15 protein-coding genes are annotated in these 15,744 nt (G+C 71.5%); 7 read left to right on the top strand and 8 right to left on the bottom strand.

Annotated elements, in window-relative coordinates; genetic code table 11:
- Positions 1-78 precede the first annotated feature (78 nt).
- From ACF1GV_RS24245 to ACF1GV_RS24220, 6 genes are all read left to right on the top strand, one after another.
- A complete protein-coding gene (locus ACF1GV_RS24245) occupies positions 79-678 on the top strand; it encodes a TetR/AcrR family transcriptional regulator (RefSeq protein ID WP_391685086.1) in 600 nt (199 codons plus the stop codon).
- A 99-nt stretch (positions 679-777) separates the two neighbouring features.
- Positions 778-2,997, top strand: coding sequence for an MMPL family transporter (locus ACF1GV_RS24240; RefSeq protein WP_391684453.1), 2,220 nt, complete (start codon positions 778-780; stop codon positions 2,995-2,997).
- A 138-nt stretch (positions 2,998-3,135) separates the two neighbouring features.
- Positions 3,136-3,981, top strand: coding sequence for a Scr1 family TA system antitoxin-like transcriptional regulator (locus ACF1GV_RS24235; RefSeq protein WP_391684451.1), 846 nt, complete (start codon positions 3,136-3,138; stop codon positions 3,979-3,981).
- Positions 3,978-4,166 (top strand): DUF397 domain-containing protein, encoded by a 189-nt coding sequence (locus ACF1GV_RS24230; RefSeq protein WP_391684449.1) that lies wholly within the window; start codon positions 3,978-3,980, stop codon positions 4,164-4,166. Before ACF1GV_RS24235 ends, ACF1GV_RS24230 begins: the two co-directional genes overlap by 4 nt.
- A 16-nt stretch (positions 4,167-4,182) precedes the next feature.
- Entirely contained in the window at positions 4,183-5,028 is an 846-nt protein-coding gene (locus tag ACF1GV_RS24225) for an EamA family transporter (protein WP_391684446.1), read from the top strand.
- 73 nt (positions 5,029-5,101) lie between these two features.
- On the top strand, positions 5,102-5,380 hold the full coding sequence (locus ACF1GV_RS24220) for a DUF1876 domain-containing protein (RefSeq protein ID WP_363263387.1): 279 nt from the start codon (positions 5,102-5,104) through the stop codon (positions 5,378-5,380).
- Between the two features lie 24 nt (positions 5,381-5,404).
- On the opposite strand, the gene ACF1GV_RS24215 is transcribed toward ACF1GV_RS24220, so the two are convergent.
- The 5 genes from ACF1GV_RS24215 to ACF1GV_RS24195 all read right to left on the bottom strand — a co-directional run bounded on the left by ACF1GV_RS24215 (position 5,405) and on the right by ACF1GV_RS24195 (position 9,775).
- Positions 5,405-6,562 (bottom strand): serine hydrolase domain-containing protein, encoded by a 1,158-nt coding sequence (locus tag ACF1GV_RS24215; protein ID WP_391684442.1) that lies wholly within the window; start codon positions 6,560-6,562, stop codon positions 5,405-5,407.
- 144 nt (positions 6,563-6,706) lie between these two features.
- Positions 6,707-7,174, bottom strand: a complete 468-nt coding sequence (locus ACF1GV_RS24210) for an HIT family protein (protein ID WP_391684439.1) — start codon at positions 7,172-7,174, stop codon at positions 6,707-6,709.
- Between the two features lie 36 nt (positions 7,175-7,210).
- On the bottom strand, positions 7,211-7,969 hold the full coding sequence (locus ACF1GV_RS24205) for an energy-coupling factor ABC transporter ATP-binding protein (protein ID WP_391684436.1): 759 nt from the start codon (positions 7,967-7,969) through the stop codon (positions 7,211-7,213).
- Positions 7,957-8,718: a cobalt ECF transporter T component CbiQ gene (gene cbiQ / locus ACF1GV_RS24200; RefSeq protein ID WP_391684434.1), complete on the bottom strand. Its 762-nt coding sequence runs from the start codon at positions 8,716-8,718 to the stop codon at positions 7,957-7,959. Before cbiQ ends, ACF1GV_RS24205 begins: the two co-directional genes overlap by 13 nt.
- Position 8,719: 1 nt before the next feature.
- The gene (locus tag ACF1GV_RS24195; protein ID WP_391684432.1) at positions 8,720-9,775 is read right to left on the bottom strand and encodes an energy-coupling factor ABC transporter permease; all 1,056 of its coding nucleotides are present in this window, start codon (positions 9,773-9,775) and stop codon (positions 8,720-8,722) included.
- Positions 9,776-9,955: 180 nt separating this feature from the next.
- Here ACF1GV_RS24195 and ACF1GV_RS24190 point away from each other — a divergent pair, with 180 nt between their 5' ends.
- Positions 9,956-10,291 (top strand): SsgA family sporulation/cell division regulator, encoded by a 336-nt coding sequence (locus tag ACF1GV_RS24190; RefSeq protein WP_391684430.1) that lies wholly within the window; start codon positions 9,956-9,958, stop codon positions 10,289-10,291.
- Between the two features lie 39 nt (positions 10,292-10,330).
- Here the strand turns inward: ACF1GV_RS24190 and ACF1GV_RS24185 are convergent, their stop codons facing one another.
- The 3 genes from ACF1GV_RS24185 to ACF1GV_RS24175 all read right to left on the bottom strand — a co-directional run bounded on the left by ACF1GV_RS24185 (position 10,331) and on the right by ACF1GV_RS24175 (position 15,661).
- On the bottom strand, positions 10,331-12,001 hold the full coding sequence (locus ACF1GV_RS24185; protein ID WP_391684428.1) for a penicillin-binding transpeptidase domain-containing protein: 1,671 nt from the start codon (positions 11,999-12,001) through the stop codon (positions 10,331-10,333).
- A 122-nt stretch (positions 12,002-12,123) separates the two neighbouring features.
- A complete protein-coding gene (locus ACF1GV_RS24180) occupies positions 12,124-13,755 on the bottom strand; it encodes a penicillin-binding transpeptidase domain-containing protein (protein ID WP_391684425.1) in 1,632 nt (543 codons plus the stop codon).
- A 163-nt stretch (positions 13,756-13,918) separates the two neighbouring features.
- Entirely contained in the window at positions 13,919-15,661 is a 1,743-nt protein-coding gene (locus ACF1GV_RS24175) for a dolichyl-phosphate-mannose--protein mannosyltransferase (RefSeq protein ID WP_391684423.1), read from the bottom strand.
- Positions 15,662-15,744: the final 83 nt, after the last annotated feature.

The following is a 15,744-nucleotide window of genomic DNA, read 5'->3' as shown; positions in this document are numbered from 1 at the left end:
TTTCGCTTGCGCCGTGCAGTACCTTGGACGTGTACGAAACCGTGTCGTTCAAGCAGGAGCAGGAGGGTGGTGACCGGGATGACCGAGGCCACGACGGCACGTCGCAGCCGTATCACCCCCGAGCGCGAGGCCGAGTTGTACGAGGCCGTGCTCGACCTGCTCCGCGAGGTCGGGTACGACGCCCTCACCATGGACGCCGTCGCCGCCCGCACCCGTTCCAGCAAGGCCACGCTCTACCGCCAGTGGGGCGGCAAGGCCGAACTGGTCGTGAAGGCCATCCGGCACACCAAGCACGGCCGGATCGACGAGATCGACACCGGCTCGCTCCGGGGCGACCTGCACGCCCTGGTGCGGCTCGAGGACGACTGCACCATCCAGCAGAACTCCGCGCTCATGCGGGGCGTCGCCATGGCGATGCACCACAACGCGGACCTGCGGGAGGCGTTCCGGGCCCAACTCGTCGAACCCGAGATGTCCGGCTTCCACCAGGTGATCCAGCGGGCGATCGACCGCGGCGAGGTCCGCGCGGACTGTCCCGCGCTCGACTTCCTGCTGCACATGATGGTCGGCGGCTTCGCCACCCGGGCGCTGCTCGACGACCAGCCGCCCACCCAGGCCTTCCTCACCTCGTACATCGACGCCGTGGTCCTCCCCGCCCTCGGCGTCTCCATCGCCTGACAGTCCCCTCCCAGCAAGCCCATTCCTGACGTCTCCGCTCACGTCGTCGGGCTGATCATCCCTGCCCTGAAACCACGACTTGACCGGGAGTACGCCCTCGTGGCCACGTTCCTCTACAAACTGGGCCGCCTCGCCTTCAGGCGACGGCACTTCGTCGCCCTGATCTGGGTGGCGCTGCTGACGCTCGCCGGCGTCGGCGCCGCCTCCGCGCCCGCGGCCGGCAGCACGTCCTTCTCGATACCCGGCACGGAGGCCCAGAAGGCCTTCGACCTGCTGGAACAGCGCTTCCCCGGGATGAGCGCCGACGGCGCCACCGCCCGGGTCGTCTTCAAGGCGCCCGCCGGGCACAAGATGACCGACGCCGCCACCAAGGCGAGTGTCGAGAAGACCGTGCAGGAGCTGTCCACCGGCTCCGAGGTCGCCTCCGTCGCCGACCCGTACCAGGGACACGCCGTCAGCAAGGACGGCACGATCGCGTACGCATCGGTGAAGTACAAGGTCTCCGGCATGGAGCTCCAGGACTCCTCCCGGGACGCCCTGAAGAGCGCCGCGCAGCACGCGCGGGACGCCGGGCTGACCGTGGAGATCGGCGGTGACGCGCTGTCCGCGGCGCCCGAGACCGGCGCCACCGAGGTCATCGGCATCGGCATCGCCGCCGTCGTCCTCGTCATCACCTTCGGCGCGCTGCTCGCGGCCGGGCTGCCGCTGCTCACCGCGATCGTCGGCGTCGGCATCGGCGTCTCCTCGATCAGCGCGCTGGCCAGCACCCTCGACCTCGGCTCCACCACCTCCACGCTCGCGTCGATGATCGGCCTCGCGGTCGGCATCGACTACGCCCTGTTCATCGTCTCCCGCTACCGCGCGGAACTCGCCGAGGGCCGCACCCGCGAGGACGCCGCCGGCCGGGCCGTCGGCACCGCGGGCTCCGCGGTCGTCTTCGCCGGCCTCACCGTCGTCATCGCCCTGGTCGGCCTGTCGGTCGTCAACATCCCGATGCTGACCAAGATGGGCATCGCCGCCGCGGGCACGGTCGCCATCGCCGTCCTCATCGCCCTGACGATGATCCCGGCGCTGCTCGGCTACGCCGGCCGCAGGATCAAGCCGGCCGGTCAGAAGAGCAAGCTGCTCGGCGGGGGCCGCGCCAAGGCCGCCGCCAAGGCCGCGTCCGGCAAGCCGAACATGGGCACCCGCTGGGCGAGCTTCGTCGTACGCCGCCCGGTCGCCGTCCTGCTCCTCGGCGTCGTCGGCCTCGGCGCGGCGGCCGTCCCGGCGGCCTCCCTGGAACTGGGCCTGCCCGACGACGGCTCCCAGCCTGTCTCCACGACCCAGCGGCGGGCGTACGACCTGCTGTCCGAAGGGTTCGGCCCCGGCTTCAACGGGCCGCTGATGGCCGTCGTCGACGGCAAGGACGCGGGCGCGCCGGGCACGGCCTTCGACAAGGTCGCCGCCGAGATCAAGGGCATGAAGGACGTCGCGGCGGTCGTCCAGAGCAAGCCGAACAAGGCCGGCGACACGGCCACGATCACGGTGATCCCGGCGTCCAAGCCCTCCTCCACGCAGACCGAGGACCTGGTCCACGCCATCCGCGACAAGGGCGCGGACATCACGTCCGACACCGGTGCCAAGGTGCTCGTCACCGGCTCCACGGCCATGAACATCGACGTCTCGCAGAAGCTGAACGACGCCCTCGTGCCGTATCTCGTACTGGTCGTGGGCCTGGCGTTCCTGCTGCTGATCGTGGTGTTCCGCTCGATCCTGGTCCCGCTGAAGGCGGCCCTCGGCTTCCTGCTGAGCGTGCTCGCGGCCCTCGGCGCCGTCGTCGCGGTCTTCCAGTGGGGCTGGCTGTCCGGCCTGATGGGCGTCGAGCAGACCGGCCCGGTCATGTCGATGATGCCGATCTTCATGGTCGGCGTGGTCTTCGGCCTGGCGATGGACTACGAGGTGTTCCTCGTGACCCGGATGCGTGAGGCGTACGTCCACGGGGAGAAGCCGAGCCAGGCCGTCGTGACCGGCTTCAAGTACGGCGCGCGGGTCGTCACCGCGGCCGCCGTCATCATGATCGCCGTGTTCTCCGGGTTCATCGGCTCCAGCGAGGCGATGGTCAAGATGATCGGCTTCGGCCTGGCCATCGCCGTCTTCTTCGACGCCTTCATCGTCCGCATGGCGCTCGTCCCGGCCGTCCTGGCGCTGCTGGGCAAGCGTGCCTGGTGGCTGCCGAAGTGGCTGGACCGCGCCCTGCCCAACGTCGACGTCGAGGGCGTGGGCCTGCGCACGGCGGGCGACGCCGGGCACGGGGACAAGGAGCTGGTGCACGCCTGACGCGCCGCGCCTGATCAGAGCCGCCGGTGAGGGTTCCGTGGGGACGGGGCGCCCTCACCGGCTTGTCTTCATTCTGTCCCGCACTGTCCCGGCTGTCCCGGTCGTTGTACGGGTACGGCTGCGTGACGGAGGTGTGCGATGAACGAGGGCGCGGACGAGGCGAGTTGGGACGTCGAACCGGGGGACGACATCGAACCCGTCGTCCAGGCGGTGGGCCGGCTGCTCAAGGTCTGCCGGGAGTCGGCGGGGATGAGCGCGGCGGAACTGGCCGAGACCATGGGCTACGGCGAGGACATGATCCGCAAGATCGAACGGGGGACGCGGATTCCCCGGCCGGAGTTCCTGGACCGTGCGGACACGCTGTTGAGGGCCCAGGGGCATCTGCGGGCGTTCATGGAGGACATGAGGAAGGCGCGGTATCCGAAGAAGGTGCGGGAGCTCGCCGACATGGAGGCGCGGGCGGTGGAGATGCTGCTGTACAGCAGCCACAACATCCACGGCCTGCTGCAGACGCCGGAGTACGCGAGGGCGCTGTACGAGATGCGGCAACCGGCCTTGTCCGAGAACGTGATCGAGCGCGAGTGCGCTGCGCGCATGGCCCGGAAGTCCGTCTTCGACCGCGCACCCGCCCCCGCGCTCAGCTTTGTCCAGGAACAGGTGACGCTGGAGCGCCCACTCGGGGGCAAGATGGTGCTGCGACGACAACTCGAACACCTGCTGGAGGTGGCCCAGTTGCGGAGCGTGTCCCTCCAGGTCATGCCGACCGATCGGGAGGAGCATGCCGGCGTTCCCGGTCTGATCGAGGTGCTGAAGTTCGCTGACGGCACGGCGATCGGGCGGTCCGAAGGCGCGTTCAACGGGCGCCCGGTCTCGAGCCCCAGGGATCTGCGGATCCTCGAACTGCGCTATGGCATGATCCGGGCGCAGGCTCTTACGCCGAGGGAGTCGCACACGTTCATCGAGCAAGCGCTGGGGAGACTATGAGCACCTCTGAACTCCACTGGTTCAAGAGCAGCTACAGCAGCAGCAACGAACCCGGCGAGTGCGTCGAGGTCGCCGGTACGTCCGTCGCGGTGCATGTGCGTGACTCCAAGACGCCGGACACGGCGCAGGTCGCCGTAGCTCCCCGGGCCTGGGCCGCCTTCCTGGGCGCGCTGAAGCAGCCGTAGGGGGCGAGCGCACCCCGTGACCCCGGTCGTCACCGCGGCCGTGCTGCTCGCCGCCGTCACGCACGCCGGGTGGAACGCCATCGCGCACCGCATCACCGACAAGCTGGTCGGGTTCACGCTCATCGCGGGCGGTGGAATGCTGATCGGGCTGGCGCTGATGCCGTTCACGGCGTTCCCGGCGGCCGCCGCCTGGCCGTGTCTGCTGGGCTCCGCGGTCATCCACGTCGCGTACTACGCGCTGCTGATGCGCTCCTTCCGGCTCGGGGACTTCGGGCTGGCCTATCCGATCGCCCGCGGGTCGGCGCCGCTGGTGGTGACCGTGCTCGCCGCCGTCTTCGCGCACGAGGTGCCGGACGGCTGGGCCGCCGCCGGGGTCGCCGTGTCCTGCGCGGGTCTGTCCGGGGTCGCCCTGTGGGGGATGCGCGGGCGCCGGCCGAACTGGGCGGCGATCGGCGCGGCGCTCGCCACCGGGCTCACCATCGCCGGTTACACGGTCGTCGACGGGCTCGGGGTGCGGGCCTCGGGATCCTCCCTCGGGTACATCGCCTGGCTGATGGCCGTCCAGGGCGTGGTGATCCCGGCGTACGCCGTGATGCGCTGGCGCGGGCGGACGGCGGCCGTGCTGCGGCCGTACGCCGTGCTCGGCCTGCTCGGTGCCGCGCTGTCCGTCTTCGCCTACGGGCTGGTGCTGTGGGCGCAGACGAAGGCGGACCTCGCGCCGGTCGCGGCCTTGCGCGAGTCGTCGATCATCGTGGGCGCGGCGATCGGCGCGCTGTTCTTCAAGGAGCGCTTCGGCGCGCCCAGGATCGCCGCGGCGGGTCTGCTGGTGGTCGGGATCGGGCTGATGCTGCACGCCGGGTAGGGCCGCGCCCGGCTGGATGCGTCCGGGCGTCGTGAGGAGGACCCTGGAAGCAGATGTCCCGGAGGTGATCATCATGACCATGCACACCACTGTGGGATGGCACGTGGAGCTGGAGTTCCTCGAGGACGACCAGCACACGCGCGCGGTGGCACTGGTGCGGCTGCCCGACGGCTCGGAAGTGCGGGCCCACGGCAGCGCCACCCGCCACCGCACGGACTCCCATCAGCCGCGCGTCGGGGAGGAGATCGCCGGTGCGCGGGCGCTGAACGAGCTGGCCATGCGGCTGCTGACGAAGGCGCACGACGAGATCGACGACGCGTCCGGCCGCACGTCGCACCCGATCCACGTGTGAGCCCCCGCGCCGGGGAGCGGCCGGTCAGGCGAGCGCGCCGCGCACCGCCCGCACCAGCGCCTGCGCCCTCGGGTCCGCCGTCACGCTCTGCCGGAACCCGTTGGTGACGTAGCCGAAGGCGATGCCCGAGGCGGGGTCGGCGAAGCCGAGGGCGCCCCCGCGGCCGGGGTGGCCGAAGGAGCCGTCGGCGAGCAGCGGCGAGGCGCTGCCGTGCAGCATGTAGCCGAGCCCGAAACGGGTGTTCACGACCAGCACCCGGTCCGGGCCTGCCGACTGCTCGCCGCGCGCCAGGTCCACCGTCTCCGGCGTGAACAGCCGCATCCCGCCGTCGACCTCGCCGATCAGCGAGGCGTAGACGCGGGCCAGGCCGTCAGCGGTGGCGATGCCGGTGGAGCCCGGCAGGGCGGCCGCGTGATAGGCGGGGTCGTTCTCGTCGGGCGCGGGGCTGATCGCGCCGAAGGCGCGCAGGGTCAACGATGCGGGGTCGGCGTAGGCGTCGGCGACCGCGCGCTTGGGGCGGGTCTTCAGCCCGCCCGCCTCGGGTGCCGTGACGCGCCCGACGCGGCCCACACGCGCGTGGGCGCTCTCCGGCAGCCCCAGCCAGAAGTCCGCGCGCACCGGTTCCGCGATCTCGCCCGCGATCCACTCGCCGATCGTCCGCCCGGTGACGCGCCGCACCAGCTCGCCCGTGAGCCAGCTGTAGGTGTGGGCGTGGTAGCCGTGCTCGGTGCCCGGCTCCCACACCGGCGTCTGCGCGGCGACGGCCGCCGCGGCGAGGTCCGGGTCGGCGGCCTCGGCCGGGGTCAGTGGGCGGTCCAGGACGGGGACGCCGGCCCGGTGCGCGAGCAGGTGCCGCACCAGGGTGCGCTCCTTGCCGGCGGCCTTGTACTCGGGCCAGTAGGCGCCGACCGGCGCGTCCAGGTCCAGCTCGCCGCGCTGGTGCAGCAGCAGGAGGACGGCCGCGGCGACGCCCTTGGTGGCCGAGCGCACGATCTGCGCGGTGCCCTTCTCCCAGGGCTCTGAGCCGTCGACGTCCCGGGTGCCGCCCCACAGGTCGACGACCTTGTGCCCGTCCCGGTAGACGGTCACCGCGGCGCCCTTCTCCCCGAGCGCCGTGAAGTTACGGGCGAACGCCTCCCTGACCGGCTCGAAGCCCTCGGCCACCGCTCCGTGCACGTCCACGTCCGCACTTCCCCTTCGAATCGCCTGCGACACAGCGGGTAACGCCGGTGGGCGACCTGCGATTCCTTTGCCCCGCACCCCGGTAAGGATCGTTATACCGATGTTGCCGGGGAGGGTGTCCGCGGGTGACGGCCCGCCGGGGCGTCAGGCGAGAGCCGCCCTCAGCTCCTCGCAGACCCGCTCCACTTCCGCCGTCCCGGGCAGGTGCCCGGCTCGCCCCATGGCCACCTGCAGCGCCGGCCCGAAGGCGTCGTACCGGCTCACGTCCTCCCCGCGCACGGGCTGCACGACGAAGTGCAGATGGCCGGGGACGCCGCCGGCGTGCGACCAGAGGCACACATAGACCTGTTCCGGGGCGACGACCTCGGTGACCGCGGCGCTCACCCGCTGCAGCAGGGGTCCCAGCTCGCCGGACTCCCGGGCGGTCAGCTCGGCGACATGGGTCACGTGCCGGGCCGGTTTGACCACGACGGTCCCCAGGCCGAGCGGGCCGACGCAGTGCTCGACCACCCAGCAGCCGCTGCGCAGCAGCGTGCCGCCCGGCAGGTGGGCCCTGCCGGTCATCAGGTCGCATGCCAGGCACCCGGCGTGCGGCGCCGCCTCAGCGGTCATCACCCCTCCTCGTGCGGACGTCCCCGGCGTGGCGCGTCACGCGCCCGTCGTCACCGAGCGCGGGTCGAAGCCGAAGGGCAGCTCCAGGCGGTGGGCGCGCATCAGCTCCTCGTCGGCGAGCAGCTCGGCCGTCCTGCCGTCCGCCGCGATCACGCCGTCGCTGAGGATCATCGAGCGCGGGCACAGCTCCAGGGCGTAAGGGAGGTCGTGGGTGACCATCAGCACCGTCACCTCCAGGGAGCGCAGGATGTCGGCCAGCTCCCGGCGGGAGGCGGGGTCGAGGTTGGAGGACGGCTCGTCCAGGACGAGGATCTCCGGCTCCATGGCGAGCACGGTCGCCACCGCGACCCGGCGGCGCTGACCGAAGGACAGATGGTGCGGCGGGCGGTCCTTGAAGGCGAGCATGCCGACCCGCTCCAGCGCCCGGTCCACCCGCTCCTCCAGCTCGGCGCCCTTCAGCCCGGCGGCGGCCGGCCCGAAGGCGACGTCCTCGCGGACCGTCGGCATGAACAGCTGGTCGTCGGGGTCCTGGAAGACGATGCCGACCTTGCGGCGGATCTGAGCCATGTTCCGCTTGCCGACGGGCAGTCCGGCGACCTTCACGGTGCCCGCCCCGCCGGACAGGATGCCGTTGAGGTGCAGCACGAGGGTCGTCTTGCCGGCGCCGTTCGGCCCGAGCAGCGCGACTCGCTCGCCGCGCGCGAGGGTGAAGTCCACGCCGAACAGGGCCTGGTGCCCGTCGGGGTACGCGAAGGCCAGTCCGGCCACGTCCAGTGAAGGTGTCACAGGAACCATCCCAGCAGACAGACGACCAGGGCCGAACAGGGGAGGGCGAGGGCGCGCCGCCACTGCGCCCGCGAGGCGGTCACCTCGTCGATCACCGGCATGGAACCGGCATATCCGCGGCTGACCATCGCCAGGTGGACGCGCTCGCCGCGCTCGTAGGAGCGGATGAACAGCGCGCCCGCCGACTTCGCCAGCACCCCCCAGTGCCGCACGCCGCTGGCCTCGAAGCCGCGGGACTCGCGGGCGATGCGCATGCGCCGCATCTCGTCGGTGATGACATCGCCGTAGCGGATCATGAAGGACGCGATCTGCACCAGCAGCGGCGGCAGCTTCAGGCGCTGCAGGCCGAGCAGCAGCTCGCGCAGCTCGGTCGTGGCGGCGAGCAGGACGGACGCGGCGACGCCGAGCGTGCCCTTGGCGAGCACGTTCCACGCCCCCCACAGGCCGTTGACGCTCAGCGACAGACCGAGGACGTCGACCCGCTCGCCCTCCGCCACGAACGGCATGAGCACCGCGAACGCGACGAACGGCACCTCGATCAGCAGCCGTTTCAACAGGAATCCCGCGCTCACGCGCGCCTGGTACGCGACCACGCCGAGCAGGACGGCGTACAGGGCGAACGCCCACATCGCCTCGCGCGGCGTCGAGACGACGACGACCACGAAGGCGAACGTGGCGGCCAGCTTGGTGTGCGGCGGCAGCGCGTGCACCGGCGTGTGCCCGTGCCGGTAGAGCCGGTGAGCGTGCCCGGCGCCCATGTCAGACGTTCTCCACGGTCGTCGACGCCGGCGACACGTCGTCGCTGCGGCGCCGGCGCACGGCCCAGAACACCGCGCTGCCCGCGACGACCGTCACACCCACCCCGATCACACCGGCGAGACCGCCGGACAGCCGGGCGTCGCTGATGTCCTTCACGCCGTAGCCGGCGAGCGGCGAGTCGTCGGAGGCGTGCGGCTCGGCCTTGTGGGCGATGCCCTGGTCGTGCGCGACCTTCTCCAGCCCGTCGGGGCTGGCGGAGGCGTAGAAGCTCACGAAACCGGCGCTGACGAGGGAGGTGACCAGTCCGGTGATCCACACCTTGCGCCGCGAGGTGCGCGCCGCGGCGGGCACGGTGACCGGTGTCGGGGCGTCCACCAGCTCCCCGTTCACCTTGAGCTTCAGCCGCCGCTGGAGCCCACGCGCCCCGTACACGAGGTCCGGGCGTACGGCGATGACGGCGGAGACGGTCAGCGCGGTGATCGCGGCCTCGCCGATGCCGATGAGGACGTGCACGCCGATCATCGCGGTGGCGACCTTGGTCAGGGATACGTCGGTGGTGCCGCCGAGGGCGTAGATCGCGGTGAAGGCGACCGCGGCGGCCGGCACCGACAGCAGCGCGGCGACGAAGGAGGCGACGGTGACCGAGCGGCGCCTGCGGGGCAGTACCTTCACCAGGCCGCGGAAGAGGGCGTAGGCGACGACGGTCGTGACGATCGCCATGTCGGTGATGTTCACGCCGAGCGCGGTCAGGCCGCCGTCGGCGAACAGGATGCCCTGCATGAGCAGGACGACCGACACGCACAGCACGCCGGTGCAGGGGCCGACGAGGATCGCGGCGAGTCCTCCGCCCAGCAGATGGCCGCTGGTGCCGGCCGCCACGGGGAAGTTCAGCATCTGCACCGCGAAGATGAACGCGGCGACCAGGCCGGCCAGCGGCGCGGTGCGTTCGTCCAGTTCACGGCGGGCGCCGCGCAGGCTCACGGCTATCGCGCCGGCGGCGACGACGCCGGTCGCGGCGGAGACCGGGGCGTTGATGAATCCGTCAGGTACGTGCACCGTTCGATGATAGTGGCTTAATGCGAACGACTTGCAAGAGCGAGTCACTGGTCGTCTCGGGGCGGTCACGTCAGATGTGAGATGGCGCTCAACAGGGCGTGAGCCGCCTCATGTGGGACATTGGTAAGGGAAGCGGATGTACAGCTTTCATATAGGTCACTGACTGTAAGGGGCCGTCCGATGTCCGTAGTCGAGCAGTACGCACGAGCCCACATCGTCACGGACACGGACGCCGCAGAGGACACGGCGATACCGGTGGTCCTGCGCTACGACCCCGAGGCCGACCCGCGCTCGGTGCGCGTCGGCCTGCCCGGCACCGATGAATGGACCTTCTCCCGCACCCTGCTCGAACAGGGACTGCGCGCCCCGGCCGGCACCGGCGAGGTCCGGGTGTGGCCGTGCGGGCGGGTCGGAGCCGTCGTGGAGTTCCACTCCGCGCGGGGCGTCTCCGTCGTCCAGTTCGAGACGAAGACGCTGCTCCGCTTCCTGCGGCGCACTTATCTGGCCACCGTCTGATTCCCCTCGGGGCCGCTGCCCGTGCGGTGGGGTGGGCGCTCAGCCCATCTTCAGCAGCGCCGCCACGATCGGCCCGGCCGTGTCACCGCCGTGACCGCCCGCCTGCACCACACCGGCCGCCGCCAGATCGCCCTTGTACGCCGTGAACCAGCCGTTCGGCTTGTCCTGGCCGTCGACCTCCGCCGAGCCCGTCTTGGCGCCGTAGTCCGGGCCGAGCCCGGACATCGCCTCGGCCGCCGTACCGGCCGCCGCCGTGTACCGCATCAGCTCCCGCAGCTGCGCCAGCGTCGACGGCGACAGGGTGCGCGAGGCGTGGGCGAGGCTGCGGCCGTCCACGTCCGGGGAGACCAGATAGGGCTGGTGGAAGGAGCCGGACCGCACGGTCGCCGCGACCGAGGCCATGTTCAGCGGATTCATCCGCACCCCGCCCTGGCCGATCAGCGAGGCCGCCTTCTGCGCCGCCGACTGCACCGGCACCGCACCGTCGAAGGACGGCACACCGAGCGACCAGTTGTTCATCGACAGACCGAACACCTGCTGCGCCTGCTTCGTCAGGTCGTCGTTGCTCAGCTTGGGCGCCTGGCTGATGAAGGCCGTGTTGCAGGAGCGGGCGAAGCTCGCCTTGAACGAGCCGTTCTTGATCTCGAACTCGTCGTCGTTCTGGAACTTCCAGCCGCCGTAGGAGAAGTACTTCGGACAGGGATGCTGCTTGTCCACGGCGGCCAGGCCCTTGTCGAGCAGCAGCGACGAGGTGATGATTTTCATCGTGGAGCCGGGCGCGAGCGAACCCTGCAGCGCGGTGTCGAACCCGTGGCCGTTGTTGGCGACGGCGAGGATCTCACCGGTCGAGGGGCGCAGCACGACCACCGAGGCCCGCGCACGCTTGGCCACCTGCTGCTCGGCCGCCGCCTGCAGCCGCGGGCTGAGTGTCGTCTTCACCGTGCCGGGCGTGCCCTTGCGCAGCTCCAGCAGTGTCTTGTCGGAGAGCTTCTTCGCCTTCGAGGCCTTGCCCCGCACGACCCGCAGCTCGATGCCGGCCTTGCCGCCGGCCTTCTTGCCGTACTTCTCGCGCAGCCCGTCCAGCACCGAGCCCAGCGACGGGTACTTCGCCGCGGTGATCTCGCCGCCCGCGCGGTCCAGCGCCTTCACCGGTGGCGTGCCCGACTCGCCGGTGACCAGGGTGTCGCCGTCCGACAGGCCGGGGTGGACGACGGAGGCGTGCCAGTCGACGTAGGGCTTGCCGTCCTCGGCGCGGCGCACCACGGTGAGCGCGCTGCTGTAGGCGAGCGGCTTGCTGACGCCCTGGTAGGACACCGTGCCCTTGACGGTGAACGGCACCTTGGCGCCCTGCGGCGCGCCCGCGCTCAGGGTGACGCCCTGGATGTGGGCGTCCTTGGTGTAGCCGGTCAGCAGGGCGGTCGCGGCCGCGGCGTCGGAGGTGGCGGCCGCCGCCTGGGGCAGACGGCCCTGCTGCCAGGACGTCAGGAAGGTCCGGGCGGTGGTGGTGACCTCGGCCGCGGACAGCGGACCGGTCTTCACGGCCTTCTTGTGGGCCGCCGCCTGCGTCGCCGTGTTGTCCTCCGCCGCCGCCCCGCCCCCGTACAGCGCGTACGCGCCGATCCCGGCGCCGCCGACGACCACGGCGATCATCCCGCCGACCACGGCGGGCCCGGTTCTGCGTCGCTCGGCGACGCGTCGTCTCTTGCCCACTGCTCCCTGTTCCTCCGCGCGTTGCCCAGGACGCCTCCAGGCCCCTGGTCCCCCTGCCCTCGTCGCCCTCACCCATCCCAACGACGGCGACCAGCCTAGAGTCCCGTCCTGCGCGGGTGACGTCAGCCGCCCACCCGTAGCACGCTTGCGACAATCGGCCCGGCCGCGTCGCCGCCGTGTCCGCCCTCCTGGGTCATCGCCGCCGCCGCGACATCGCCCCGGTAGCCGGTGAACCAGCTGTTGGACCTCGCCTGCCCGTCGACCTCCGCCGAGCCGGTCTTGGCGCCGATCCGGCCGCTCAGCCCGGCCATCGCGCGGGCGGCGGTGCCGCTGGTCGCGGTGCGGTTCATCATGGCGCGCAGCTGGCGGACGGTGTCCGGCGACAGGCCACGGGCGTGGGCCAGTTCACGGTCGTCCAGGCTCTGCGGCACGAGCACCGGCTGGTGGAAGGAGCCCGTCATCGCGGTCGCCGTGACGGAGGCCATGTTCAGCGGGCTCATCTGCACCTGGCCCTGGCCGATGAGGCCGGCCGCCTTGTCGGGGCCCTCCACGGCCGGGACGGAGCCGTCGAAGGAGGGGATGCCGGTCTGCCAGTCGTCCCGACCGAGGCCGAAGCGCTCGGTGGCCTCCTGGTTCAGCGACTCGTTCTTCAGCTGCTTCACGTACTTGATGAAGGCGGTGTTGCAGGAGCGGGCGAAGCTGTCCGCGAGCGTGGCCTCGGGCTGCGCCTTCATGCCCTTGAGGTTGTGGAAGGTCTGGCCCTCCCACAGGGCGTCGTCGGGGCAGGGCGCCGGTCCGTTCGCGGTGGTCAGACCGTTGTCGATGAGGGTGGCAGCGGTGACGATCTTCATCGTGGAGCCGGGCGCCAGCTTGCCGAGGAAGGCGGCGTTGAAGCCGTCGCCGCGGTGATTGGCGACGGCCAGCACCTCGCCGGTGCTCGCCTTGACCGCGACCACCGAGGACTCGGCGTAGTTGCGCACCGCCGTCTCGGCGGCGGCCTGCGCACGGGCGCTCAGCGTGGTCGCCAGCTTGCCCGCCCTGCCCTCGGCGAGCGTGAGGAGGGTGGTGTCGGCGGTGCCGGCGTCGGCGTGGTGGATGCTGAGCTCGACGCCCGGGGTGCCGCCCGCCCTGTCGCCGTACTTGGCGCGCAGTTCGTCCAGGATCGGGCCGAGCGAGGGGTACTTCTCCTTGGTCAGGACAGCGCCGTCGCGGTCCACCGCCTCGACCGGCGGTGCGGCCGCCTCGCCGGTGACCAGGAGGTCGTCCATGCCGGTGAGCTGTGGGTGCACCACGGACGGCTGCCAGTCCACCAGCGCCCGCCCGGTGGTCAGCCCGCGCACGACGGTGAGCCGGCTGCTGTAGTCCAGCGGCTTGCTCCTGCCGCCGAACGACACCGTTGCCTTCACCGTGAACGGCACGGTCGCGCCGCTCGCCGCACCCGGCGTGATCCGCACCCCGGTGATGTGGGCCGCCTGGCCGTAGGAGGTCAGCAGCGGCTCCGCCTTCCCCGTGTTGTTGGTGTACGACGCCGCCTCGGCCGCCCGCCCCTTCTCCCAGGCAGCGAAGAAGTTCCGCGTGGTCTCGCGCACCTCGTCACTGCTCGGCGGACCGCTCTTCACCGGCGCCGGGCCGCTCGTCCCGCTCCCGCCGGTGTCGCTGAGCGCCGAGACGACGTTGTAGGCCCCGTACCCCGCTCCGCCCACCATGGTGACCAGCACCGCGGTCACGATGCCGGCCTTCACCCCCGAACGCATCCCGCGTCCCTCCCCGTGTCTCCCCTTGGAGCCCTCGTCCACGCGTAATTGAACGTGTTCAAAGACCGTGTCGTCCCGCACTGTATGCGGACCGCGGGCCCGGTGGGGCGTCTGTTTCCAGAAGTTGTCCGAAGAGAGACGGGAAGCGCTCAGTCAATCCGTGTCATACCCACGTATCCAGCCACATCCGCGACCGCCACTGGTCGATCGGGATGGCCGTGCCGGTGAACAGGGGCCAGAAATAGATGAAGTTCCAGGCGATCAGGAGGACCAGGACGCCCGCGCTCGTCGCGCCCGCGACGCGGCGGGTGTCGCTCGCGCCGGGCGAGCCGACGATCGCGCCGAGCAGCATCGCCACCGCCAGGCACAGGAACGGCACGAAGACGACGGCGTAGAAGAGGAAGATCGTGCGCTCCTGGTACAGGAACCACGGCAGGTAGCCGGCCGCGACGCCGCAGGCGATCGCGCCCGCCCGCCAGTCGCGGCGGAAGAACCAGCGCCACAGCACGTACAGGAGCGCGAAGCAGGCCACCCACCACAGCAGCGGCGTGCCGATCGCCAGGACCTCCCGCGCGCACTTCTCGCCCGCGTCCGCCGGGCAGCCGTCCTTGCCGGGCGCCGGGGACTCGTAGAAGTACGACACCGGGCGGCCCAGGACGATCCAGCTCCAGGGATTGGACTGGTACGTGTGCGGCGAGTGCAGGTTGAGGTGGAACTCGTACACCTCGTGCTCGTAGTGCCACAGGCTGCGCCACCAGTCCGGGAACAGCCACGACCAGCTGCTGTGCCTGCCGTCGGTGGCGGCCCAGTTGCGGTAGTAGCCGCCCGTGCCGTCGGTGGGGGAGAGGATCCAGCCGAGCCAGGAGGCGAGGTAGGTGACGACCGCCACCGGCACCGTCGCCACGAACGCCAGCCCCAGATCGTGCTTGAACACGGCCGCGTACGGGTGGCGGGCGCCCGCCACCTTGCGGGAGCCGACGTCCCACAGCACCGTCATCACGCAGAACGCCACCAGCACGTACAGGCCGTTCCACTTGGTGCCGATCGCCAGGCCCAGCATCAGCCCGGCCAGCCAGCGCCAGGGGCGCAGGCCGAGACCCGTCGTGTCGGCGGTGTGCGCGTGCGGGCGCACCCGGCCGTCGGCGTCCACGGGCAGCGCCGCGGCCAGCCGCTCCCGCGCTCTGTCCCGGTCGACCACCAGGCAGCCGAACGCCGCCAGCACGAAGAACATCAGCACCCCGTCCAGCAGCGAGGTGCGGCTCATCACGAAGTGCAGCCCGTCCACGGCCATCAGCGCGCCCGCCAGGCAGCCGAGGAACGTGGAGCGGAACAGCCGGCGGCCGATCCGGCACAGCATCAGCACGCTGAGTGTGCCGAGCAGCGCCGTCATGAACCGCCAGCCGAACGGGTCGAAGCCGAAGATCAGCTCGCCGAGCCCGATGACGTACTTGCCGACCGGCGGATGCACGACGTAGGCGGGGTCCGTCGGGATCGGGACGTGGCCGTTCGCCGACAGGATCAGGTCGTTGGCGTTCTTGTCCCAGTTGACCTCGAAACCGCGGTGGACGAGCGCCCAGGCGTCCTTGGCGTAGTACGTCTCGTCGAATATCACCGCCTTCGGGCTGCCCAGGTTCCAGAACCGCATCACGCCCGCCATCAGCGTCACCAGCAGCGGACCGCCCCAGCCGGACCACCGGCGGATCCGGCCGGCCATCACCGGCGGTACGCCCAGCACCTGCCACAGCCGCGGGCTCGGCGCGGCGTACGGAGGCACCAGCCGGTCGTGTACGTCGGCGGTGGGCCGTTCCGCGTGGCCGAAACGGCGCAGCCGCTGCTGCCACGACGGCCGCTGGTCGTGCGGTGCCCGGTCCTGCCGGGTGTCCGTGGAGGACGCGGTACTGGTCACCGCGCCATCGTAGGGAACCGCGCTGTGTGAGTCCCGTGCATGGCCGGGATGCGGTCCCTCGCGGCGCGTCCTGGGAGGATGGG

Source organism: Streptomyces sp. NPDC014006 (assembly GCF_043088925.1).
Lineage (GTDB): Bacteria > Actinomycetota > Actinomycetes > Streptomycetales > Streptomycetaceae > Streptomyces.
The sequence above is the reverse complement of the archived record's forward strand: the minus strand, read 5'-3'. Positions and strand labels throughout refer to the sequence as shown.

Coding starts and splice junctions, on each gene's coding strand:
- ACF1GV_RS24245 (WP_391685086.1), top strand. CDS start 79: ATGACCGAGGCCACGACGGCACGTCGCAGCCGTATCACCCCCGAGCGC.
- ACF1GV_RS24235 (WP_391684451.1), top strand. CDS start 3,136: ATGAACGAGGGCGCGGACGAGGCGAGTTGGGACGTCGAACCGGGGGAC.
- ACF1GV_RS24230 (WP_391684449.1), top strand. CDS start 3,978: ATGAGCACCTCTGAACTCCACTGGTTCAAGAGCAGCTACAGCAGCAGC.
- ACF1GV_RS24220 (WP_363263387.1), top strand. CDS start 5,102: ATGACCATGCACACCACTGTGGGATGGCACGTGGAGCTGGAGTTCCTC.
- ACF1GV_RS24210 (WP_391684439.1), bottom strand. CDS start 7,174: ATGACCGCTGAGGCGGCGCCGCACGCCGGGTGCCTGGCATGCGACCTG.
- ACF1GV_RS24205 (WP_391684436.1), bottom strand. CDS start 7,969: ATGGTTCCTGTGACACCTTCACTGGACGTGGCCGGACTGGCCTTCGCG.
- cbiQ (WP_391684434.1), bottom strand. CDS start 8,718: ATGGGCGCCGGGCACGCTCACCGGCTCTACCGGCACGGGCACACGCCG.
- ACF1GV_RS24190 (WP_391684430.1), top strand. CDS start 9,956: ATGTCCGTAGTCGAGCAGTACGCACGAGCCCACATCGTCACGGACACG.
- ACF1GV_RS24180 (WP_391684425.1), bottom strand. CDS start 13,755: ATGCGTTCGGGGGTGAAGGCCGGCATCGTGACCGCGGTGCTGGTCACC.